At 32.2% G+C, this 24544-nt stretch carries 21 protein-coding genes, 2 pseudogenes and 1 riboswitch; of the genes and pseudogenes, 14 read left to right on the top strand and 9 right to left on the bottom strand.

Annotation, left to right across the window (positions count from 1 at the left end; all coding sequences use genetic code 11):
• Positions 1-125: 125 nt before the first annotated feature.
• Both Q3907_RS03720 and Q3907_RS03715 read left to right on the top strand, forming a co-directional pair.
• Positions 126-323 carry a type II toxin-antitoxin system HicA family toxin gene (locus Q3907_RS03720; RefSeq protein WP_301897292.1) on the top strand — a complete coding sequence of 66 codons (198 nt, stop codon included), beginning with the start codon at positions 126-128 and terminating at the stop codon, positions 321-323.
• A gap of 39 nt (positions 324-362) precedes the next feature.
• Entirely contained in the window at positions 363-737 is a 375-nt protein-coding gene (locus Q3907_RS03715) for a type II toxin-antitoxin system HicB family antitoxin (protein ID WP_301897291.1), read from the top strand.
• A gap of 9 nt (positions 738-746) precedes the next feature.
• On the opposite strand, the gene Q3907_RS03710 is transcribed toward Q3907_RS03715, so the two are convergent.
• The 3 genes and pseudogenes from Q3907_RS03710 to Q3907_RS03700 all read right to left on the bottom strand — a co-directional run.
• Positions 747-1454: a hypothetical protein gene (locus Q3907_RS03710; protein WP_301897290.1), complete on the bottom strand. Its 708-nt coding sequence runs from the start codon at positions 1452-1454 to the stop codon at positions 747-749.
• A complete protein-coding gene (locus Q3907_RS03705) occupies positions 1451-1885 on the bottom strand; it encodes a LytTR family DNA-binding domain-containing protein (protein ID WP_301897289.1) in 435 nt (144 codons plus the stop codon). Before Q3907_RS03705 ends, Q3907_RS03710 begins: the two co-directional genes overlap by 4 nt.
• A gap of 127 nt (positions 1886-2012) precedes the next feature.
• A pseudogene (locus Q3907_RS03700) lies at positions 2013-2081 on the bottom strand (Txe/YoeB family addiction module toxin); the annotation flags it as partial.
• Between the two features lie 175 nt (positions 2082-2256).
• Between Q3907_RS03700 and Q3907_RS03695 the strand changes: the two are divergent.
• The 3 genes and pseudogenes from Q3907_RS03695 (at position 2257) to Q3907_RS03685 (ending at position 5831) form a co-directional block, all read left to right on the top strand.
• Positions 2257-4403 (top strand): annotated as a pseudogene (locus Q3907_RS03695) (Tex family protein).
• Between the two features lie 123 nt (positions 4404-4526).
• Positions 4527-5429, top strand: a complete 903-nt coding sequence (locus Q3907_RS03690; protein ID WP_301897288.1) for an AEC family transporter — start codon at positions 4527-4529, stop codon at positions 5427-5429.
• A gap of 96 nt (positions 5430-5525) precedes the next feature.
• Positions 5526-5831: a hypothetical protein gene (locus Q3907_RS03685; protein WP_295561928.1), complete on the top strand. Its 306-nt coding sequence runs from the start codon at positions 5526-5528 to the stop codon at positions 5829-5831.
• 22 nt (positions 5832-5853) lie between these two features.
• On the opposite strand, the gene Q3907_RS03680 is transcribed toward Q3907_RS03685, so the two are convergent.
• Positions 5854-6636: a Cof-type HAD-IIB family hydrolase gene (locus Q3907_RS03680; protein WP_301897286.1), complete on the bottom strand. Its 783-nt coding sequence runs from the start codon at positions 6634-6636 to the stop codon at positions 5854-5856.
• Positions 6637-6700: 64 nt separating this feature from the next.
• Between Q3907_RS03680 and Q3907_RS03675 the strand changes: the two genes are divergently transcribed.
• Positions 6701-7363 carry an AAA family ATPase gene (locus tag Q3907_RS03675; protein WP_295643071.1) on the top strand — a complete coding sequence of 221 codons (663 nt, stop codon included), beginning with the start codon at positions 6701-6703 and terminating at the stop codon, positions 7361-7363.
• A 26-nt stretch (positions 7364-7389) separates the two neighbouring features.
• Here the strand turns inward: Q3907_RS03675 and Q3907_RS03670 are convergent, their stop codons facing one another.
• The 3 genes from Q3907_RS03670 to Q3907_RS03660 are packed head-to-tail and all read right to left on the bottom strand — an operon-like array spanning position 7390 to position 14432.
• Positions 7390-8721: an NCS2 family permease gene (locus Q3907_RS03670; RefSeq protein ID WP_301897293.1), complete on the bottom strand. Its 1332-nt coding sequence runs from the start codon at positions 8719-8721 to the stop codon at positions 7390-7392.
• Between the two features lie 49 nt (positions 8722-8770).
• Positions 8771-11881 carry an exodeoxyribonuclease V subunit beta gene (locus Q3907_RS03665; protein ID WP_301897285.1) on the bottom strand — a complete coding sequence of 1037 codons (3111 nt, stop codon included), beginning with the start codon at positions 11879-11881 and terminating at the stop codon, positions 8771-8773.
• A gap of 1 nt (position 11882) precedes the next feature.
• Positions 11883-14432: a PD-(D/E)XK nuclease family protein gene (locus tag Q3907_RS03660; RefSeq protein ID WP_301897284.1), complete on the bottom strand. Its 2550-nt coding sequence runs from the start codon at positions 14430-14432 to the stop codon at positions 11883-11885.
• 102 nt (positions 14433-14534) lie between these two features.
• Here Q3907_RS03660 and Q3907_RS03655 point away from each other — a divergent pair, with 102 nt between their 5' ends.
• Positions 14535-15896, top strand: coding sequence for an ATP-binding protein (locus Q3907_RS03655; protein ID WP_295758515.1), 1362 nt, complete (start codon positions 14535-14537; stop codon positions 15894-15896).
• Between the two features lie 38 nt (positions 15897-15934).
• Here Q3907_RS03655 and Q3907_RS03650 read toward each other — a convergent pair whose 3' ends face one another.
• Both Q3907_RS03650 and Q3907_RS03645 read right to left on the bottom strand, forming a co-directional pair.
• A complete protein-coding gene (locus Q3907_RS03650) occupies positions 15935-17539 on the bottom strand; it encodes a transposase (RefSeq protein ID WP_301897280.1) in 1605 nt (534 codons plus the stop codon).
• Positions 17540-17686: 147 nt separating this feature from the next.
• On the bottom strand, positions 17687-19057 hold the full coding sequence (locus tag Q3907_RS03645) for an NAD(P)/FAD-dependent oxidoreductase (RefSeq protein WP_301897279.1): 1371 nt from the start codon (positions 19055-19057) through the stop codon (positions 17687-17689).
• A gap of 6 nt (positions 19058-19063) precedes the next feature.
• Positions 19064-19161: riboswitch (purine riboswitch) on the bottom strand.
• Positions 19162-19244: 83 nt separating this feature from the next.
• On the opposite strand from Q3907_RS03645, the gene Q3907_RS03640 reads away from it, so the two are divergent.
• From Q3907_RS03640 to Q3907_RS03610, 7 genes are read left to right on the top strand one after another with little or no spacing between them, the layout of a single operon-like run.
• Complete coding sequence (locus Q3907_RS03640) at positions 19245-20129, top strand: YitT family protein (protein ID WP_301897278.1); 885 nt, start codon at positions 19245-19247, stop codon at positions 20127-20129.
• Entirely contained in the window at positions 20113-20637 is a 525-nt protein-coding gene (rnmV, locus tag Q3907_RS03635; RefSeq protein ID WP_295643083.1) for a ribonuclease M5, read from the top strand. The genes Q3907_RS03640 and rnmV overlap by 17 nt, the downstream gene beginning before the upstream one ends.
• Positions 20634-21503: a 16S rRNA (adenine(1518)-N(6)/adenine(1519)-N(6))-dimethyltransferase RsmA gene (gene rsmA, locus Q3907_RS03630; protein ID WP_301897277.1), complete on the top strand. Its 870-nt coding sequence runs from the start codon at positions 20634-20636 to the stop codon at positions 21501-21503. The genes rnmV and rsmA overlap by 4 nt, the downstream gene beginning before the upstream one ends.
• A complete protein-coding gene (gene ispE, locus Q3907_RS03625) occupies positions 21475-22308 on the top strand; it encodes a 4-(cytidine 5'-diphospho)-2-C-methyl-D-erythritol kinase (RefSeq protein ID WP_295643089.1) in 834 nt (277 codons plus the stop codon). The genes rsmA and ispE overlap by 29 nt, the downstream gene beginning before the upstream one ends.
• 1 nt (position 22309) lies before the next feature.
• Positions 22310-22516: a DUF1146 domain-containing protein gene (locus tag Q3907_RS03620; protein WP_295561076.1), complete on the top strand. Its 207-nt coding sequence runs from the start codon at positions 22310-22312 to the stop codon at positions 22514-22516.
• Entirely contained in the window at positions 22503-23441 is a 939-nt protein-coding gene (locus tag Q3907_RS03615) for a rod shape-determining protein (RefSeq protein ID WP_295643092.1), read from the top strand. The genes Q3907_RS03620 and Q3907_RS03615 overlap by 14 nt, the downstream gene beginning before the upstream one ends.
• Positions 23438-24505 (top strand): MraY family glycosyltransferase, encoded by a 1068-nt coding sequence (locus Q3907_RS03610; protein ID WP_301897276.1) that lies wholly within the window; start codon positions 23438-23440, stop codon positions 24503-24505. Before Q3907_RS03615 ends, Q3907_RS03610 begins: the two co-directional genes overlap by 4 nt.
• The last annotated feature ends 39 nt before the right edge of the window (positions 24506-24544 follow it).

Genomic DNA, 24544 nt, shown 5'->3' with positions numbered 1-24544 from the left:
CACAACGGGATGTTTTTTTTGTATAGATGTATAAAAATTACGAGAAGTTGACGTTAATTAAGGTAGAGATCATTAAAAATATGATTGACACCAAATGTGACACCAAATATAATGGAGGTGAAAAGATGTCTTCTTGGGATAAGCTGTTAAAAAGATTTTTAGAATTGGATCATGATATTCGTTTTGAAGAGATAGTTAAAGTGATGAAAGAATATGGATATGAGATCAAACAACCTAAAGGTGGATCGAGTCATTATTCATTTGTCAAATCTGGATGTAGTCGTATTGTGATTCCAAGACATAAACCTATAAAAAAGGTGTAAAAATGATTAAAAAAGTGATAGAAGAGGAGATGAAGGAATATGAATCAAGAACTCAACTACTACATGAATCTATCGTATCGTATGGAGATTGTTGAAGATAAAGATGAAGGCGGATATGTATTATCTTATCCAGATCTTCCTGGGTGTATGACATGTTCAGATTCATTAGATGACTTGTTAGAATTTGCCAAAGACGCAAAAGAAACATGGATTTTAGGTATGTTAGAAGATGGAAAAGAGATTCCACTTCCTAGTGATCTACAATCGTATTCCGGACAATTTAAATTGAGAATTCCCAAAAGCCTTCATAGATCCTTATCAATACATGCTAAAGAGGAAGGCATTAGTATGAATCAATATTGTTTATATCTTCTCGCAAAAAATGATACAGAATATAAAAAAGAAAGACGTTAATTGTCTTTCTTAGATATAATGGATTTCAACTCCACCAAAATGAATACGCCCTGTGATATTTAATGTAGGATAGCCACTTGATGATGGTTGTCCTTTTTCATCAACTCCACCAAAGAAGGCACGAATATGACTTTGTACATTCCATTCTTTAGGTACATAGAGTTCAATGCCTGTAAAGTTTCCATCAATTTCAATCGTAGCTTGATTTTGAATGGTAGCCTGATCAAAATAGAGTTTCAATCCAGAAAATTTAGAGTCAATGGTCACATATTGTAAATCATTGGTTTGAATATATTGAACTTTTCCACCAAAACTAGAAGTAATATTGATGATAGAATTTGTTGAGTATTCTACATTTTCTGTATCGTCATCACCAAAATTGATTTCAATTTGTTTGTTGACTTTAATATGGTTTTTTTCAGGATGGAAAATACTAGTTAATCCCCAAGCTAAAAGCCAAGTTCCAACCATTAATAACCAGAATGAAATATCTTCAAAACCTAAATCTTTTCTGAATAAATAGAAAATAATCACAATCCCAAATAAGGGACTGTAGAAACTTCTTTCTTTGATTCCATCGATAATAACGGAAAGACAGATTAGAGTTCCAATAATTTTCCATAGACTGAATGTAAATGGCAGAAAACCAAATAGATTTCCAAAAATTAAAATGGCACCTAGAATACAAATAATGCCCCAAAACCAATTTCTTTTCATAAATGATTCCTTCTTTCTTTTAATACTTTGTAGTACATTCTCGATACATAGACTTGTTTATGACTATTTTGAAAAGTAATGAGATGACTCGATACAGAATGCGATAGAGAATAAATTTTTTGAATATTCACTATTGTGGATTTAGAGATTCTTAAAAAGGAGTTCGTCAATATATTTTCTAATTCATACAACTTCTGTGTTGTAGAAAACATATCATTGGTTGTGTGTGCATAGACCGTTCCATTATCACTTTCAAAGAATAGAATCGCATCTAAATCCAGATAATATTCTGTATCTTGTTTAAAGAATTGTATACTCGGCTTTGATTTAAAATTAGATATCAATTGTTTCAATTCCTCAGTATATTCTTTAGTACGTATGACAATTTCATCTTCTTTTAGTGAATCATCAATTTCTAGTTTTACTTTCATGGCCTTATTATTTCATATGAATATTTAAAAGTATAGTCTTGAAAAGTAAGTGGTTAAAATAGAAGGCTAAGTGGTTAAGAACAAGAAGCGAAAATTCACTTCTTTAGTGGTCTGTATAATATTGCCTTCAACTAATTATATATATAGTTCCTTCATCAATTTTATATATTAAACGATCTTTATCATTAATTCTACGACTCCAACATCATTACTACATTAATTTCTAAAATATTGAAATAATGACGTTTTATGCGAAATAAAACACTGAAATAACGTCATAACCGAATTATGTAAGAAATATTCACATGAAGTAAGACGAAGTTTTTAATTCTTTGGTATAATAATAGAGTTGAAATGAGGTAAATAAACTTATGGATGAAAATATAATTTCCTTAATTGCGAAAGAATTGAATATTTCAATTTCGCAAGTTAAGAATACATTGGAACTATTAGAAGAAGGTGCTACCGTTCCTTTTATTGCGCGTTATCGTAAGGAACGCACAAAAGGTTTGGATGAAGAACAAATTCGTGTCATTCAAGAAAATTATGCGTATCAAGTAAATTTAGCTAAGCGTAAGGAAGAGGTTTTGGCTCGTATTGAAACATTAGGTAAATTGGATGATGAAATCATTAAGAATGTTAATGCATGTACAAAGTTGTCACAGGTAGAAGACATCTATCGTCCTTACAAACAAAAGAAAAAGACACGTGCAAGTGTTGCGATTGCCAATGGTCTACAGCCATTAGCTGATACATTCATGTCGTTTCCACGTTATTTTAAGGAAACTGAATTGGATGTTTATATCAATGAAAATGTAAAAGATCATGAAGCTGCCATTCAAGGTGCATGTGATATTATTGCTGAAAAAGTGAGTGATGATGTAGATGTACGTAATAAAATATTGGATTCAATGACAAACTATGGGCGTATTGTCACAACAGAAAAGAAAGATCATGAAGATGATCATAAAGTTTATAAGATGTATTATGATTATTCAGAAAGAGTCAATACTTTAGCACCGCATCGAGTTATGGCCATTGATCGTGGAGAAAAAGAAAAAGTATTAAATGTTTCAATTTCTTTTAATGAAGAATATATTGAAAATTGGGTATGCCGTAGATTTATTCGTTTTAATAACAGTGGTACAAGTGAATATGTCCGTGCTGCTATTTTAGACGGTTTAAAAAGATTAGCATATCCATCTATTGAAAGAATGGTTCGTTCGGCTCTAAGCGAAAAAGCACATGAATCAAGTATTGACGTATTCTCTATGAACTTAGAGAAGTTGTTACTTCAACCACCTATGAAAGATAAAGTAATCTTAGGATTTGACCCAGCCTTTAGAACCGGATGTAAGTTGGCTGTTATTGATGCATCTGGTAAAAAATTAACAGTTGATGTGATTTATCCACATCAGCCAAATGCGAAAGTAAGAGAGTCTGAACAAAAATTAGTTCAATTATGTAAAGAATATCATGTAAATTTAATTGCGATTGGCAATGGTACGGCAAGTGAGAAAGTGAAGCTTTTGTAGCTAATACAATTAAGAAATTTAATTTACCAGTCTCTTATACCATTGTTTCTGAAGCAGGAGCCAGTGTGTATAGTGCATCTAAATTAGCTATTGAAGAATTTCCAGACTTACATGTTGAACAAAGAAGTGCTATTTCGATTGCGCGAAGATTGATGGATCCACTTTCAGAATTAATCAAGATTGACCCTCAATCGATTGGTGTTGGACAATATCAACATGATTTACCAACCGCAAGATTAAAAGAACGTTTAGACTTTGTGGTAGAAAAAGCAGTTAACCGTGTAGGTGTAAATATTAATACGGCTAGCGTTTCTTTACTTAAAAATGTTGCAGGATTGAATAATGCGAGTGCTACAAGTATTGTGTCATATCGTGAAGAGAATGGAAAAATTGAATCACGTACACAAATTAAAAAGATTCCTAAGATTGGTCCAAAAGCATTTGAACAAGCAGCTGGATTCTTGCGTATTGAAGATGGAAAAGAACCATTGGATCGTACAAGCATTCACCCTGAATCGTATAAGGCAACGAAAATATTGTTGAAGGAATTAGGTTTGGATACTTCGGATTTGGGAACACAAAAAGCTAAAGATGTAATTTCAGATTGTGATACAAAACAATTGATGCAAGACACAGGATTAGATAGTTATACATTGAAAGATATTTTAGATGCGATCTGCATGCCGTTAAGAGACTATCGTGATAAATATGATGCTCCTTTATTAAGAAAAGATGTATTGGAAATTGAAGACTTACATATTAATGATAAGCTAGAAGGTACAGTACGTAATGTCGTTGACTTTGGTGCCTTTGTCGATATTGGATTACACGAAGATGGTTTGGTTCACATTTCAAAAATGAGTACAAATCGAGTAAAACATCCAAGTGATGTTGTTTCTGTAGGAGATATTGTTACGGTATGGGTATACAATATTGATCAGGAGAAACAAAAAGTACAACTAACAATGATCAATCCAAATTGACAATAAGACGGCTTAGGTTTATTATCTAAATGGTTTGCTACCCAAGGGATTTAGTGGGGCAATACTTATAGTACTTTTGATGTGCTTTAAGTGTTGTCCTTTTGTTTTAAGGAAGGAATTATTATGAATATTACTACGATTGTTACACAAATGATCATTTTATTATTGATCATGATTGTTGGTTTTGCGGGAGCAAAGAAGAATGTTTTTAATGATGAAGTAAATGTATATGCATCAAATATTTTATTAAGAATTGGTATTCCAGGCTTGATTATAAGTTCAGTTAAAAATGGATCTCCATTTACTGGAAGTGAATTATTAAATGTATTGATTATTTTTTCCTTGTTTACGATATTTACTGGTATTGTATCTAAAATAAGTGTAGAAGTTCTACATATTCAAAAAAATAAAGCTCTATGGCAATTTATGATTCTATTTACCAATGCTGGTTTTATGGGATTGCCAGCGATTCAAGCCATATTAGGGGATCAAGCCATGCTTTATGGAGCTTTGTTTTTATTACCGCTTAACTGTTTGATGTATGGATATGGAGAAAGTTTATTTCGTAAGGGAGGTTTTTCTTTTAAGAAATTTATGAATGGACCTATGATCGCATCCATTGTTGCTCTAATACTTTGTATTTTTAATATTAAACTTCCATATGTTTTAGCTCAGACATGTACATATATAGGTAATGTGACTACACCATTATCTATGATGGTAATTGGTGCTGGATTAGTCAAAATGGATGTTAAAGAGTTATTGGATATAAAGTTGTGGGTATTTACAATATTTAAAATGATTGTGTTGCCATTGATTTATATGTTTTCACTATCAATATTTCAAATTGATCCATTGATCGAAAATACAATTATACTTATTATGTGTATGCCAGTTGCTAGCAATTCAAGTGTATATGCACTTATGTATGGTGAAGATGCAACGCTTGCAAGTAAGGCTATCTTTATGACAAGTGTTGCCTGTGTGATAACGATTCCAATTGTGTTTATTTTACATAATTTGTAAAAAAACATGTTAAATGTAACTGTAAAAAAAGGCCAAAGTTTGAGTTATTTGTTAGAATGATGTATGATTAGCATATAAGAAAGGATGTCGTGGATTATGGAAAAATGGACTCAAGAACAGTATGCTACTCGTTTACAGGAAATGAAACAAGAAGCTCATGATAAAATGTGGTTATACATCGAAGTGAATGCCAAAGAGTTTATGAATGAATGTGAACCAGGGGCAAAGAATCTAGCTAGTTGCTGTAAAGCTATGTTAGATGCAATGTTAGAAGGAGATGGCTTTATTGTAGAGCCTAAGATTCGTACTAAAGTTGCTGGAACTTTAACAATTCGTTATTATGTTGATAACTTACATCCAGGTCGTAGAAAATACGCAGATGTAATGAAGGAACAACAATAAAAAAATAGAATCATTTCTGATTCTAAATAAGCTTTAAATATTTGAAAGCTTTATATAAGCCGTCATTGTCAATTTTATCTGTGACATAGTCGGCTTTTTCTTTTACTTCTTTCACACCATTACCCATCGCAACAGAAATGTCGGCATATTCTAACATTGTTAAATCATTTTCAGAGTCACCCATCGCAACTGTTTCATATTCTTCATCGTAGTAATCTTTGACAAATTGAATGGCAGTAGCTTTATTGTATTCTGAATGTGTGATTTCTCCACCTAGATGTAAAAAATTAGTGAAAGTTAAACGTTCAGGAATTTGATTTAAAATTTCTTCTCGTTGTGAAAGGGAATCAAAATGGATACTGACCTTCATGACTTGATTATAATCGGAATCTGTAATTGTTGAAATATCTGGAAAAGACAAGAAACGATTTCCCATACGATTATCTATATTGAATTGACGCATACGTTCTCTATTTTTTTCACTAGTGAATGTTGTTTGACTTCCTTCTAAAGAATAGCCTGTGTCTTTAGCAATGTGCTGAATAAATTTTGTATCTCTTTTTTCTAATGGTTTAAAAAGAACTTGTTTATTATTTATAATAATTTCGCTTCCAGATCCAAAACAATATCCATCAAAATTTAAATCCAGTAAGAATTGAGGAACTTCACAACGTGTTCTTCCTGTATTTGTGTATATTTTATGCCCGTTTTTTCTTGCTAGTTCAATAGCCTCTAATGCAGAACCAGGAATTTTTTCAAAAGTCCAAAGAGTTCCGTCTAAATCTAAAAAAATTATCTTTTTCATAGCCAACCTCCACTACAATATTCTAACATATTATTGTATGATATAAGAAAAAGAGGGATTGAATATGGAAAAAAATGTAGTCATAACAATATCTAGACAGTTTGGTTCCAACGGAAGAGAAATAGCCCGTAAATTAGCAGAATATTTAGACATAAGTTATTATAATAAAGAAATCTTGGAAAGAATTGCAGTGAATATGGGTGTTTGTGCAGATTTTTTTAAAGATCAAAAGCAAGATGCGAACGGATTATTTACAATTGAATCAAGAGGTCTATTAGGTCTTAGAAACATTACAGAATTAAGTGTGAATTCACAAATCTACGATATGGCTAGTGATTTTATTAGGAAAATCTCGCAAAGAGAAGATGCAGTTATTGTAGGAAGATGTGCGGATTATATTTTAAAAAATGATCCTTATGTTATTTCTGTATTCTTTTATAGCGATATAGAAGAAAGAATAAAATGGTCGATAGAGGAATATCAAGTACCGGCAAAACAAGCTAAGAAAATTGTACAAGAAAAAGATGCACAAAGAGCAAGATTTTATGAATTTTATACCAATCAAAAATGGGGAAATCCACGCAACTATACATTGATGATCAACACATCAAAGATGAGTACAGATGAAGCTGTACAATTGTTGGCATCGATTTATGATACTAAAAAAGGCATCCCTACTTTTAAGAATGCCTTTGAAAATCAATATGAAAAGAATAATACGTATTAAAAAAGTCGGAGAACCGACTTTTTCTTTTACATGATATAAGGTGTTGCGAAATATAATACGAAGATAATCATTAATGCCCAAACCGTTGGGTGAACTTCTTTGGCCTTACCAGCAGCAATCATAGCAATTGTATAAACGATAAATCCACATGCGATACCATTTGAAATAGAATACATTAAGATCATCATAATAACAGTGACAAATCCAGCTGCCGAAAAAATCATATCATCCCAATCAATACCTTTTAATTGTTGAGCCATCATAATACCAACAACGATCAATGCTGGTGCTGTAACAGCATTTGTAACTGTACTTAAGATAAGTGGTGATAAGAATACGGCTAGTAAGAAACAAACACCAGATGTACATGCAGTTAAACCTGTACGTCCTCCAACGCCAACACCAGAACTAGATTCAACAAAGCTTGTAACTGTACTAGTACCTAAAACAGCACCAAATACTGTACCAAATGCATCTGCAACCAAGGCTTGTTCAGCATTTTCAAGTTCACCTTTATCATTGATCAAACCAATGCGGTTTCCAATCGCAACAAGTGTACCTGCTGTATCGAAAAAATCAACAAATAAGAATGAGAAAATCACAACGAAAGCCTGGAATGGATTTGCGAATAATTCAGAGATTCCTGAGAAGCAAGCTCCAGCGGCTTGTAATTCAAAATCAAACGAAATGAAGTGTTCAGGTAAAGTAGGCATTCCAGCCATTCCCATGAATCCAAGGATGATACCCATAACAGCTGTGATAACCATACCTACGAAAACGGCTGCAGGAACATTTTTGATAACTAATGCGATCGTAATTAATAAACCAACAATAGCTAATAATACAGCTGGATCTGTTAAGTTTCCGATTGTCACAAATGTTGAAGGGCTTGCTACAATAATACCTGCATTTTTTAAACCAACAAACGCAATGAAGAAACCGATACCAGCTCCAATTGCCAACTTTAATTGTACTGGAATTGCGTTGATAATAGCTTTACGAACACCAGTAACAGAAATAAGAATAAAGATAACACCTGAAATGAATACAGCACTTAATGCAGCTGCCCAGCTAAAGCCCATTTGACCACAGATTGTGTAGGCAAACAATGCGTTAACACCCATACCAGAAGCTAATGCAACTGGATAGTTGGCAACAAGTCCCATAATAATACTTGCCACACCTGCACTAATGGCAGTCGCAAGGAATACAGAGGCTTTGTCCATACCAGCATCTGCTAGAACATTAGGGTTAACCCCTAGAATGTAGGCCATGGCCAAGAATGTTGTAAGACCAGCGATAAGCTCTGTCTTAACGTTTGAACCTTTCTCGTTCAATTTAAAAAATTTTTCCACGATTTGCTCTCCTTCTCTCTTTTTTAAAAAGACTTTACCATTGTAACATAAGTTATTCTAAATAGATGCACTTTGATAAGGAAAAAGAGTAAATACACGTGTTTATTGGTAAATTTGTTAGTTTTTTCATGGCTTTCTTATAGATCTGAAGCTGAATCGTATACAAATCGATTAATTTTTGTTCGTTATCTACCGCATCTGTCTTAAAATCGACAATAATGATTTCATTATCTTTATAGATCACTAAGTCCATAAAACCATGTACAACTTGATTTTTTTCTTCAATAATATAGCTTTGTTCAAATACATGTTTTTCTTTCATCCAAGAAGCATATAGTGCATCTAAATTTAAAGCTAGAATCTGTTTAATGTCATGATTCTTTAAAGTATATCCATAAGAATCCGCATAAGCGATGATGTCTTTTTCTTGATAAGGATATGCACATTGTGCCACAATTTCATGAAATAAAGTTCCCCGAATCGTTCCTATATTTTTAGAAAGAGAAACCTCTTTCCAATCCAATTTGATTTTTGCGCCACTTGCCGTTTGACTTGAAAAAGCTTTAGAACCTTTTGAATATGTAGGTAATGCATAAGGCGTATTATTCTGACGGACTTTTAATGGTCTTTCATATAATTCTAATTTTTTATCAAAAACCACTAAAGAATCACTCATATTGGCATATGTATGTAAAAGCCATCCTGTATAACTTTCATCTTCTAATAAAGTATAGGCGTTTAATGGACTATAAAAATCTTCAATACTTTCAATCGTGTCCACAATCACAAGTTCTTTTTGAGGACGAGTTGTTGCTACATAGAATACACGCATTTCCTCCGCAAGATCATCTAGTTCTTTTTTGGTTTGTAGAGCCAAATGATAGATTGAATTGTATTTTAATTTATAATCCAAACTTAATCCTTTTAAAGATAGCCCTAATGTTGAATCAAGCAAGATGCATGAGCTTCCATGTTTATCTCTTTGTTCGTGTTGCGAAAGAATATACACAATAGGAAATTGTAAACCTTTAGATTGATGCATTGTCTTTACTTGAACTACATCATCTTCTTTACCATACAAGCTTGCTTCTTGTGTCTGATCTTGCATTGCATCTTTAGATAATTGTAAGACAAAACTATGAATATCATTTTGATTTTCAAATTGACCTGCAAGTTCTAATAAATAATCTAAGTTATTCTTATCTTGAATTGTCGTAGAAGCATAATAGAAATTATTAAACGCATAGATATATTGTAGAAGTTGTGTGATCGTTTTATTTTTATTTGCGTATAACTCAAAGAATGACTTCATAAAATCTTCATTTTTAATACTTGTATATAAAGATGTTCCTTTTTCTTTTTCTATACAACAATTCGCTATTTGAGAAAAAGATATATTAAATAATGGAGACATTAAAGAAGCACATAAAGAAATATCGTCAGTTAGATCTTCTAAGGCTTTTAATGTAGAAATGACAATTTGAATGGCTGGATTTGTAAAGAATCCATGATCAATGGTAATCATCGCCGGAATGTTGTAAGCTTCAAAAACAGCTTTTAATTTTTCTTGAGGAGCATGATTACGGGTTAATACACACATCGATTTATAGGGCATTCCCGCTTCATGTTTTTCGATAATGTCATTTGCGATTAAATCAAAACGATTTTCGTTGTGATTTTTCTTGATTGTAGCTTTATTGCCATCTTCATTCTTATACTCAGTATATAAGAAACGAACCGGATATTGAGGACTTTCCATTTGTCCTTTTGTGCCTACATTCGCAATATCAATATCTTTAAATTGTTCTCCTAACAATTCATTATTCATGATCTTACTATAGAAATCATTATTGAATTCAATAACACTCGCATTGGAACGATAGTTTTCTTGCAGCAACAAAGGAGTGTTGTTGGCGTCTTCTTTTTCCATCCAATCTTGCATGATTTTAGGATTGGCTTGTCTAAATCCATAGATAGATTGTTTGATATCCCCTACCCTAAACACATTATTTTCATGACAGAAGGACGCAATGATTTTTTCCTGTAACTCATTGGTATCCTGAAATTCGTCGACTAGAATCATTTGGTATTTATTGTACATCTCCTCTTTGATCATAGGATCTTGAAGTAATTGATACGCAAAGTGTTCCATATCATTAAAGTCGATCACTTCCATTTTTTTCTTTTCCAATTGAAAATACAGTTTTACTTTATTTGTGAGTTCAAATAGTGTATCAACTAAATCTTTATGATTTTGAATATCCTTTAGATAAAACGCTTCGTCAAATAAGTTTTCGACAATACTTGTTTCATGTTCCTTAAAAGAAGTTTGGTATTTCGAATAATCCACTTTATCAATGGTCTTTTTAAAGCCAATAGTATTCTTTAGATACAATTCAAATTGAACTTTAAAATCCGAATAAGATGTCGCATCTAAACATTTTGATAAATAATCCTTTTTAATTTCATAATCCTCAGGCTTTGATATTTGATCAATCACTTCATCTAAAATTTCAGTCATAGCTAGACAATGATTATGGAAATACTTTAAGGTATATTCCATTATTTTAGGATTTAAATATGTATAAGATTCTTGAATATTTTCTATCCAAGCCTTGGCATCTTCTTCAGATTTAGAGTTAATGATTGCCAAAATATCTTCAATATACTTTTGAATATCTTCTTCAGTTTTGCCAAAAGAATGAAAATACATTTTTAGTTGTGTATAGGCCTTTAAGTCTAAATCTTGAATCGCATGCTTATAGGCATTCTCAAAGGCAAGACGTGTTTGAGCGGTTGATGCCGTTTGTTTAGACATCGTGTAAGAGATGGGAATTTTATAGTAATAGTTTTGCACAATGGATAAACAGAAACTATCAATTGTTGAAATACTGGCCGTTTCAAGCAGTGCCATTTGTTGTAGAATATAGTCAGTTTTTGGTTGTTCTTTTAATTTCGAAAGTAAACGAGCTTTCATTTCAGCTGCTGCATCCTTTGTGAAGGTCATAGCTAGAATGGAATCAATCGAAATATGGTCTTTTAATACTAATTGACATAATCGTTCAACTAAAACGGCAGTTTTACCACTTCCTGCACTTGCGGAAACAACAACATTCGTGTTTCGAATGTCTATAGCTTTTTTTTGGGGAATTGAAAAATCCATATTATTCTTCCTCCTTTTCTACACGAAGTTTTGGTTCAACTTCATTCGCTGAATTTCTACAAATGGATCTATATGCACAATATTTACATGCATCTTTTACATGATTTGGAAGGGCTTGGCCACTAGAAATATCGTCTAAAAGACTATCAATAACTTGGCTCCATTCAGATTTGATGGTTTCTAAAGCCGGGTTTGCTCTTTTTACAGGCATATATTGTTTTATATCATCACAATAAATACTCGCATCACTAAAATGCCATCCTTTGAGCTTGCGATTTCTTGTGAATGTCTCTAGCATGTCAGATTCATTTGTGATACTTAATTCAGGCACTTTCTTACGATAATTTAATTTTCCATAAGCAAGTGCTTCTGGTGTAGTTCTTAAGGCAATATAAAAACATCCTACAGGAATTAAATTGGATTCTTTTTCATAAGCTAACGTATATGTAGCTAGTTGTAAGGCAAGGCCGGATTCAAATTCATTCAGGCTAATATCTTTGTCACTTGATTTATAGTCAAAGATACAAAAGGATGTGCTTGAACTATCGATACGATCAATATATCCATATAAATCGATAGTATATTCATTCCATGGATATGAATAAGAAAACTTATGTTCTTGTTTATCAACATTCATGTGCCAGTTTGTTTCAAAACTATGAAGTTGTTCAAAAATCAAAACAAGTTTTTCTGTGATTTCTTCAATTTGTGAATCAAACCATGTGGCTTGCTGTAAAAGTACTTGTTTAGCGAAAGTAAATTCTTTTTCAACATATTGATGGATCTCTGCTTTGGATAAAGAAGTATAATCTTGTTTATCTTTAGAAATCACTTCTAAGACATGATGTAAAATACTTCCACGAATACGAATATCTGTAATATTTTCCTTTTCCGTTAAGTATAAGCCGTATTTTAAGGCATGAGAAAATGGACATCGAGCATAGGATTCAAGTCTTGAAATAGAACCTTTAAAGTGATTGTCTTTAAAAAAGATGGATTGAGCTATTTTCTTGTCTAAATCAATGCTTGGAGTGGTCCAATGAAAAGAATCTGGAGTTGTTATAAATTTTGGCTTTGTTTGTAGCCAATTTTCAATTTCTGAACTTGATTCATAATTCTTTCCTTGATAGTCGCTTTGTGGGTATAGAATATAAAGTGTTTCACATAAGGATAAACAATCAAAGATTTGTGTTTGTTGATTTTGAATACGTGTTTCAAGATTAGGAAGGTCTGTGTTTTTTACATAAGCTTCATCAAAGATGCCTGAATGTAGTTTTAAAGCAGGAAATGCATTGGCATTTGTTCCTGTCAAAAAGACAATAGGCCTTAATGATGTGATGTCTTGTCTTGATCCAATTAATACACCTTCAATTGTATTGGCTTTTTGATTGGCAGAAAGATTTTGAATCTGATGAATCAAAATATTTAAATCACTTGCATTATGAATGTGTGTATGTACATCTTGAATGAGTGACATGACGTCGTTAAAGGCATTAAAATCTTCTTTTGAAACATGTTCATGTAGATTTTGAATGTGTTTTGCGATTTCAAGAAAATCTAATGTGCTAAATAAGAAAGCATGATTTTGTATCCATTCCAATGTTTGTTGTTCTAATTTTTGGTAGGATTCAAATTGATAAAGATTAATGATCTCATTGTCTTCATAAGAAAGGATGCTTAAACATGGTTCAAACTTAAGAAATTTTTCCGGAAACAATGTGTAGTATTGTATTAGATAATTTTCATTTGGATATAAAGTTTGAATGAGGTTTATAAAACTTTTAAGATCCATGTCTTTTATCCATGTTAAGTAACTGATCCATTCATTATAGATCGATGTAATATGTGTTTCTTGTATAGTTGTGAATGGAATCTTATGAGCTGTAAGAATTTGGGTTAGAACACTTTCATCACTCGCGTTATTTAGGGCAATGAAAATATCATCTGCCAAATAATCATTTTCGATAATTAGATGGGCAAGGACTTCCATTTGTTTACGTGTATTCGCAACACTATAATAATGAGTTTGACATAATTGGTTTTCACCAAGCCATTTTGCCCCATGATCCATTAATACTTGAATCCAATAGTTGTCTAATTGGGAATATTCTTTTTTTAGAATATAGATATTTTCTAAATCAGGTAAACTTGAAAGAACATCTTTAGTTTGGTCTTCTTTAAGTTGAATGGGATATAGAAGATTTAAAATTTCATTTAAATCTTTTTCTTTTTGAGTTGAAGAAGGAAAATCTTGGATTTGATAAGTTTTAGCCATTTTAATAAAGTCTAGGCAGGCATTTAAAAAATCATAGTCTTCTTTACTGGAATAGAAGGCGTTTTGAACAGACACTTTTTGTAAGGCTTCTTTGTATAAATAAAGAATTTCAATGTCGGATTTTGTTTGTCCATGATAAAAAGAAGATAGCCAGCTAGACAAGGTTAAAACTTGTATGCCAAGGCAATCTCTTTTTTGTTTTAAAATTTCTTTGTATAAAGATAAATGTAGGGTAGCCGGAGCTAATATTGTACTGTTGTCTGGAATTTGTATCATAAATTATCACCTAGATTATTATACCATGTTGCTTATATTTTCATTCAATGATATTATTAACTCGAAAGTTAATAACTGTAGAGTTAATAAAGCGGAGGATCTATGTTTGTTGGTAGAAAAAAGGAATTAGATGCATTAAATAGCCGATATAAAAGTAACAGAAAAGAATTTGGTGTATTGTATGGAAGAAGACGAATAGGGAAATCGTCCATATTGAATGAATTTTTAAAGGGTAAAAAGGGTATATTGTTTCAGGCTAAGCAAGATAATAGTTATGGAAATTTAAAATCTTTTTCTTATGAAGTGGATCATTTGTTGAATCTACCAGATACATTTGTTTTTGCGAGTTGGCAACATGCCTTTAAATCGATTCAAGAATACACAAAGAATGAGCGTTTTGTGTTGGTTATAGATGAGTATCCGTATATAGTAAGTCAAGATTCTAGTTTCTCTTCCGTTTTACAAGAGTTTATTGATCATGCGAGTGATAATATGATGGTCATCTTATCGGGAAGTGATATAGGATTTTTGCAAAGAGAAATACAGAATCATGCGAGTCCACTATATAAAAGACGTACTTTTGAGATGGAAATCAAAAAAATGAATTTTATGGACGCAAAGGAATTTGTGATGATGGAGGATGTTGAAAGTCAAGCTAATTATTTGTGTTTAATGTCGGGATATCCATATTATTTATCGACAATTGATCATACAAAAACATTTTATGAAAATATTCAATACTTATTGTTTAATGAGTTTGGAACATTTTTTAATTTGCCAGATCAACTTCTATCAAATTCAACGAATGTACAAGATGTATATAATTCAATATTAGTATCAATCTCAAAGCGAAATCGTACAATAAAAACGATTAGTGAAGATATTCATGAGGCAGAGGCTAAAGTCTCTAAATATATTTCAACATTGATAAAGAGTGAAATTGTAGAGAAAAAGAATATGTATAATGGAAATAAGCGAACGATATATTATGATATATCGGATTCGATGTTGAAATTGTGGTATACCTTAATTTTTGAAAATCAGGAGAAGATAAAAATAAATGGTAATCTTGTGTTTGAACGAAATAAAGAAAAATTAGATTCATTTCTTTCGTTTGAATTTGAGAATTTATCGATTTTATATATGGATATGTTAAATGAAAAAGGTGAATTAGAAGACATTTTTCCACATATACAGAATTATAAGGTTGATAATTCAAAATTAAGCAGATCGATTGAAATAGATGGTATCACAAGTACTAAAGAATATTTGTTGGTGATGGATTGTAAATATCGAAATAAAAAATATACAAAGGATATGTATGAACATCTAAAAGAGAGCGCCTCTATTTTTCCAGACAAATTAAAAAGAGTATATTATATCTTTTCGAAAGAAGGATTCAATGAAAATATGATTGAAGATAAAAATATACATTTGTTTGACTTGAAAAAAATGTTTGAATAATTGAAAAAAAGGGGCTGTAACGAAATGAATTAATTTCGTTACAGCTTTTTTGTTTTTTTAAGTTTAACGGTTTTAAATGTTTCAGCTTCTAAATTTGGACTTGCTATCCAATATTTATCAGAAGTCTTTTTGGATTTTATCATTGCAAATATTTTACGTATGTTTCTTCCTAGGCATACAAGCATTATTTCTGTTACAACTTTGTTTATTCCTCTTCGTCGTATTCTGATATAATCCATATTTTCTTTTATTTGACCAAATGTACCTTCAACCTGAATGCTACGATTAACTCGAATTTCTATTCCTTTACGACTAAGTAGATTAATTCTTGCTTCATTTTTATAAAATTCATATTTTGGAATCAGTTCCATTGTACGGGAATTTCCAGATTTATTTTTTAGATGTTCTTTACATTTGTATGCATATCCACATTCTTCACAACCTTCAAACTGATATAATATGCCATCTTTATATCTTTGATGATGATTCTTATCAAATGGAATTTTTATTCCCGCACATTTGTTCAGACACAAAAATGTATTTCCGTCAGAGAAAAATTTTTGTGGATTCTTTCCACTTGATTCACCATTCCAAGTAAGAAATTTTACGTAGTTTCCAATGTTATGCTTATCAAGATATTGATAATTACTATATATACCATATCCGGAATCTGCGCATAGATTTTTAGGATATTTTCCATAATACTTATAATATCCATCTAACATTGGGATTAAAGTGTAATAATCTGTTCTGTCTTGAAAGATATCGTAATATGTGATTATTCCACTAGACACCAGAATCTGCACATTATAAGCTGCATGCATGTTTGTGCCATGTCCAGAGTAATAATCTGTTTTCAAGGCCATAGCCGTAGCATCATGATCTGTTTTATAATATGAATTTCTGTTATCTCCGCAAATAGATTCCTTTTCTTCGTATTCTATAAGTTTCAATAAATACTTATAGCCTTCCTTACACAGTCTTTGTTCTAACGATAATTTTTTTCCGCGTCCTGATGGTATAGTTTCAATATTTATATTTTTTAAGTTGGCGTAATCATTTATATAATTATAGAATTGATAAGATTTAATATACTCTTTTTGATTGATATAGATTCCTATTTTATCCAAATATAGTCTGATTTTTTTATCTAGAGATTTGTGATATTTTACAGGTTTCCAGACAAATTTATATTTGTTCGCATTAGCTTCTAATTTAGTGCCATCTAAATACTGATCAGATATATCAAGATTATACTCTTCAATTATGGTGTCTGTAATACGTGCAAATAATAGATGATGATTTGGAACAATGACTTCATTAATGAATTCACCGATAGTTTTATGGCTCGGTGTTTGATTATCCATAAGATACATGACACGTATGTCGTATCTGCACATATCTTCCATTTCTCTTAATGAAGATCTACTTTTGGCAAAGCAATAACTAATCATAGAAAAAAGATGATAGGGATTATAGCTTTTTCTTCCGCTTTCAGAACATTTTGAATAACTAGATTCTATTATAGAATCTATATTGGATTTATCCAATATTTTTAGAAATTGATCGATTTTCTTAAATTCCTCATCATATGTACTTAGAGGAACTAGAAAAAACGACTGATGAGTCGTAAAATGATTCATATGATATACCTCTTTCCTGAACAAAAAGAGTATATCACTGAACGCTGAGGGTTCGATTCCCGGAGCGTTCTTTTATTTTTACGAATTTTACATAAGAAAAAGCTGTAACGAAATTAATTCATTTCGTTACAGCCCCTTTGTGTCTTATTATAGATTTTCTGTAATGTGTCTTGCGACATATACACCTGATGCACTGGCATGACTTAATGAGTGTGTTACACCTGAACAGTCTCCGATAACGAATAGTCCTTTGTGTTTTGTTTCTAAGTTCTTGTCTACTTTGACTTGCATATTGTAGAACTTAACTTCGACACCATATAGTAATGTATCATCACTAGCTGTTGATGGACATACTTTATCAAGGGCATAAATCATTTCTATAATGTCATCTAATTGACGTTTTGGAATAACTAGAGATAAGTCTCCTGGCGTAGCCTTCAATGTAGGAGTTACGAATCCTTGTGCAATACGGCTTGGAGTTGAGCGTTGTCCACGAATCAAATCACCAAAACGTTGAACGATAACGCCACCACCTAACATGTTTGATAGACGGGCAATACTTTCACCATATTGGTTACTTTGTGAGAATGGTTCTGTGAAATGATTTGATACTAATAGGGCAAAGTTTGTGTTGCTTGTGAAACGAGCAGGATCTTCATAACTGTGACCATTTACAGTTATGATTCCGTTTGTGTTTTCGTTTACGACAACACCTCTAGGATTCATACAGAATGTACGAACACGGTCTTGATATTTTTTTGAACGATATACGATTTTTGATTCATATAATGAGTCTGTTAATTCTGAGAATGTATCGGCATTTAATTCAACACGAACACCAATGTCTACACGATCACTTTTTGTTTCAATACCTAGATTTGAACATACAGATTCCATCCATTTACTTCCTGAACGACCTGTAGAGATGATACATTGTGCAGATGTATATGTTTCATCACCACAAACTACTTCATATCCATCTTCAATTTTATTTACCATATCGATGTGTTTAAAGAAATGGAATTCGGCTTTGTCTTTTAAATCATTGTATAGATTTTCAAGTACAACATAGTTAATATCTGTTCCTAAGTGACGTACTTTTGCCTTCAATAAGTGAAGATCATTTTGAAGACATTTTTTAGCGATAGCTGCATCTGAATTTGCGTATAAACGCGTTTTTGCTCCACCCATCTTGCAGTTGATTTCATCAACATACTCCATTAAATCGATAGCTTCTTGTTCACCTACATATTCATATAGGTTTCCACCAAATTCATTTGTGATATTATATTTTCCATCACTGAATGCTCCGGCTCCACCAAAACCATTCATGATAGCACATGATTTACAGTGAATACATGATTTGATTTTCTTTCCATCGATTGGACATTTTCTTTTTTCTAATGGAGCACCCGCTTCAAATACACCAATTTTTAATTCAGGTTTGTTTTTAAGTAATTCGTAGGCAGAGAAGATTCCTCCAGGCCCAGCACCAATAATAATGATATCGTATTGCATTTTATTTTCCTCCTATTTGAAGGCTATAGTCTACTGTTTTCGGTAGTAGGTATGAACGTTCAACCATATCATGAACTTATATAACCCGGACTATTATACGGATAAAGTTTCTTTTATGCAAGTAATATTTTTAAAAACGAAATAAGAAAAAAATGCTATAATCATGTAGGCTAGAAGAGGTATACATATGAGTAAGAATAAAATACATGACTTTATAATGATTATACTTGGAAACTTTGTAGTTGCATGTTCGGTTTCCTTTTTTATACTTCCTAATAATATATTAACGGGTGGTGTTGCTGGTGTGGCTGTCGCATTACATCCAATCCTTCCAGTTGATACCGTCTTAATGATTGATGCTTTGACAATTGGATTATTTATATTGGGTGCACTTTTATTAGGGAAACAATTTGCGATGAAATCCGTAATTTCTACAATTGTATATCCAATCTTTGTGACAAGTTTATCCCAGGTTGCTGCGATGTTTCCTAAAGATACATTTGTGATGCCTCCTTATGTGGCTACAATCTATGCCGGTGTCATTGTAGGTATTGGTTTAGGATTGGTATTTAGAGTGAATTCAAGTACGGGTGGTATGGACATTTTAGCTTTGGTCTTACATAAGTATTTGAAAATTCCTGAAGGAACAAGTGTAATGATCGTGGATGGCTTAACGGTTTTATTAGGTGTTGTAACACACGGTTTAACTCCAGCTTTGATTGGTATTATGTCTGTATTTGTTTGTGGTGTGGCTATTGATAAAACGGTAATGCTTGGTATGCAGTCCGCAAAAAATGTTATGATTATATCAACGGAATGGAAACAAATTCGTCGTATTTTATTAGAGACAGTGGATCGTGGTGTAACGATTCTAGATGGAAGTGGAGGATATACACAAGCACCTAAACCTGTGTTGATGTGTGTTATTAAGCAGAAACAATATCCATTATTAGAATCAAGTGTCTTAGAGATTGATCCAAAAGCTTTTATTATAGTGAATGATGTGCATCAGGTACATGGAGCTGGTTTTACATCGAAACATGTGGTGGGGACAAATGAAACAACATATTAAGGAAATTATTGTCGTTGAAGGAAAAAATGACACAAATACGTTGCAGTCTTTTTTTGATTGTGACACGATAGAGACAGGTGGAGATCAGGTCAATGAAAAAACGATTGAGCGTGTAAGACAAGCTCAAAAGACTAGAGGTGTCATTATCTTTACGGATCCAGACACACCAGGAGAACATATTCGTAGACTAATTAGTGGTAGTGTTAGCGGATGTAAACATGCGTTTATTAATAAGGAAAAGGCAAAGACACCAAAAAAAGTAGGTGTAGAGCATGCAAGTAAAGAAGATTTGTGGCATGCTTTATGTAATTATGTAACGTTTGAAAATAAAGAAGAAGTATTGAGCTGGCAAGATTTTATTGACTTAGGTTTAGTAGGAAATAAAGATTTGCGTTTTAAAGTATGTGAGGATTTCCATGTAGGGCCTTGTAATGCGAAAACGTGTTTTAAGCGTTTAAATCAGATGAATGTGAAAAAAGAAGAGATAATTGAGAGGAGTCTTTCATGAAACAGGCAATCGCAACAGTAAAGAAAACAAAAGAGATTCAAGAAAAGTATAATGTTTTCACAAAGAAAAGCTTTGGACAAAATTTTATTATTGAACCTGGTGTTGTCGAAAAAATTGCGAATGCTGCTATTCAATCCAGGGACGAATTGGTTTTTGAGATTGGTCCAGGAATTGGAGCTTTAACGCAGTTTTTATGTGAAAAAAGTGATCGGGTTGTAGCTTTTGAAATTGATGAAAGATTACCAGTTGTATTAGAGAATGAAATTGGTTTTGATCATCTTCAGATTGTATTGGAAGACATTTTAAAGGTGGATATTGATGAAAAGATTCGTGAATTCAGAAAACCTGGACAAAAGGTTGTGTTCGCATCAAATCTTCCTTACTACATCACAACGCCAATTTTATTTAAGTTGTTTGAGGCAAATGAAGAGATTGAAAGAATTACAGTTATGATGCAAAAAGAAGTGGGAGAACGTTTCTTGGCACATGAAAATGATAAAGAATATAATGCGCTGAGTGTGATTACACAATATCGTTGTGATGTAAAAAAAGTAATGGATGTATCACGTAGAGTGTTCTGGCCAAGTCCGAATGTAGATTCTATGGTTATTCAGTTTTCTTTTCATCATAAATATCATTTAGAAGATGAGAATTATTTCTTTGATTTAGTGAAAGCTTGTTTTACGCAAAGAAGAAAGACGATATATAATAATTTTCAGAATTTTGTGAGTGATAAAGCTCTCGCAAAAGAGTTGTTAGAACAAGTAAATATAGAGCCAAGTACACGTGCACAACAGTGTACACTAGAAGATTTTATTCGATTATATGAGGTGACTTATGCAAGTAGAGGCAAGGGCAAAAATTAATTTAGCATTGGATGTCGTAGAAAGAATGGATAATGGATATCATTCTTTAGATATGATTATGGCACCTATTTCAATTTCTGATGAAATTGATGTTGAGAAAAATGAAGTTGATGAAGTTATCTGTGAAGGTATGAAATTACCAGAGAATAATACAGTTTCTAAAATGATTCAGGTTTTAAAAGATACATATCATTTGTATTCTTGTTTTAAAGTATCTATTAAAAAACATATTCCTGCGCAGGCTGGACTTGGTGGTGGAAGTGCTGATGCAGCAGCAGTATGTAAAGCTATTTTAAAAATGGAAGGTATTGAAGAAACAGAAGAAAATTTATATGAAATCACAAAACAAGTGGGAGCAGATGTTCCTTTTTGTATTCATGATAAATGGGCTAGAGTAAAAGGAATTGGTGAGAAAATTATGCCAATTGATAGTGATTGGAAATTTGATGTTGTGGTTGTAAAGCCAAAGTTTGGAATTTCTACGGCCAATGCTTTTTCAAAGTGGAAAGAATCTCGTCCGTTTCATCCGGATGTGGATTTAGTAGAATCAAGTATTCGTGAAAAAAATATGGATCTTTTATATCAAACTATGGCTAATGCATTAGAACCTATCGCATTTGAGATTGAACCGGAATTAAATCAAGTGAAAATGGATATGGAAGATGCAGGTTTGGTGCGAATTTTGATGTCGGGTTCTGGTTCTAGTATGTTAGGGTTCAGTGTAGATGAAGATGTGATTTCAAGTGCATATGAGCAGCTAAAAGAAAAGTACGATTTTGTAGAAATTGTACATGTAGGAGGCTAGTATGGCAGCTTCTGTAATTTCTTATTTAGTTTTCTTTGCATGTTTTGGTTTAAGTTTTTATGCGATTTCAAGTATTCAGTTTGAAAAGATTTGTAGTGTAAAAAATCCTAAGAAAGTGCAGATTTTAATGTTTCTTTTATCGCTTTGTCTTGCGTATGTATCAAGTCAGGCGATTCTACAATTAACAATCTATAATGGCTTTGCTTGATAAATGGATTGCCCTTGATATTGGGGCGTATTCAGCACGGTTTTATGATTTTTCTACACAGAAACAAGTTGTTTTGAAGACAATAATCGCAGAAAAAGGATCTGAAGTTTTAGGAGTATCAAATCAAGCACTTGCTTATTTATACAAGGATTTAGATACAGTTCAAATTCAGTATCCAATATCACATGGTCAAATTCTTCATTCGATTGAACCTTTGATTCATGAGGGATTGGACCAGCTTCATGCTTATGATAGTTTACTAAGACCTAGCGTACTGGTCATTATACCAAGTGAAGCGACACAAAGACAGCGTGAACAATGGCAGCAGACGTGTTTAAATTGTGGAGTACGTAAGGTTGAACTTATTTCGAATTTAGAGGTTTTGCAAGAAGAAAATCCTTGCTTTTTAGTGCATAGTGGACATTCTTATACGGAAATTCATATATGTACATATGATAAAGCTATCGTATCTAAAACAATTTTTTATGCCGGAATTCAAATAGATGAGCAGATTCAAAAGATAGTGTATATGGAAACGGGATGTTTTATTACTAAAATGGATGCGGCACATTTAAAGGAAATGGCAAGCCATGCTTTTAAATATAAAAAAAATAGTTTGTTGATGTGTTATGGTTTTGATGAAAGACAAAATCTACATCAAGTTCAAATTGAATCAAGTTTATTATGGCCTGCATTTGAAATGGTTTCATCGCAGATTTCTTTATGGGTAAAACATTGTTTTGATAGTCTTCCGGCTTCTTTACAAGAGTATTTTTTAGTGCATGGAATAGAAATGAGTGGAGGTTTAGCCGATTGTTACGGTACTTCACAATATATTGCTCAAAGTATTTCTTGTCCAGTTCTTTGTACAAAACGTGGACAATACGATATGATAGAAGCATTAAAGGGGGTAAAGTCAGCGTGATTGATTATAAAATGATTTTATTGCCATTTTTGATTTCATTGATTTTAACACCTATTGTGAAGCAATATTCGATATATTGTGGTGCCTATGCCAAAGAAAATAAGCGAACAATTCATCATGGAAAAATTTCGCGTATTGGTGGCGTTGCTATTTATTTATCTTTTATTATCACAATGGCTATATTTGTGAAGGCAGATTTACAAATCAAGGGATTGGTAATTGGAAGCAGTATTATGTTTTTTACCGGATTGATCGATGACTTGATTGATATAAAACCATTGGTGAAATTGACTTTAGAAGTCATTGCAGCTTTAGTATTGATTTATTTTGGGATTTCTGTAGATATTATTCGTTTACCTTTAGGTATACAAATTGATACGGGTATTATTTCATTTGTTTTTACGATTGTTTGGGTGGCTGGTATCACCAATGCGGTAAACTTGATTGATGGCTTGGATGGCTTGGCTGGTGGTATGAGTGTTATTGTTCTTGTGGTCATTGGTTCTATCGCAATCATTGAAAGACGTTTAGATTTATTAAGTATCGCATTTATTCTGGCTTCAGGAACATTTGGCTTTTTAGCCTATAATGCCCATCCTGCTAGTATTTTTATGGGAGATTGTGGATCTTTATTTTTGGGATTTATGATTTCAGCTATCTCGTTACTGGGCTTTAAATCAAGTACGATTCTTACTTTGGCATTACCTATTTTATTGTTGATGCTACCTATTATTGATACACTTTCTGCAATTTTAAGACGTACCTTAAAAGGTATGAAATTTATGGAAGCTGATAAAAGTCATATTCATCATTTGTTGATGCGCCAATTTGGACATCGAAATACAGTTATTATAATGTGTGGTTTAACGGCGCTATTTGGTTTGAGTGCCTTTGCGTATATGATCAATCGAAATATTGGTTTCTTTGTTATGGTGGTTATTTTGTTGGCGGTGGAAATATTTATTGAAAAATCGGCTATGATCAGTGAAAAATTCCATCCTTTGATTGGGTTGTGGCATCGTATTCAAAGAAAATATAGAAAAATTTTTAAAAAAGTAGGCTGAAATGCCTACTTTTAATATTGTTTTCACATTGGACTGTTA

The organism is uncultured Holdemanella sp., from assembly GCF_958348295.1.
Classification (GTDB): Bacteria; Bacillota_I; Bacilli_A; order Erysipelotrichales; family Erysipelotrichaceae; genus Holdemanella.
This window is presented reverse-complemented; position numbering and strand designations above follow the sequence as displayed.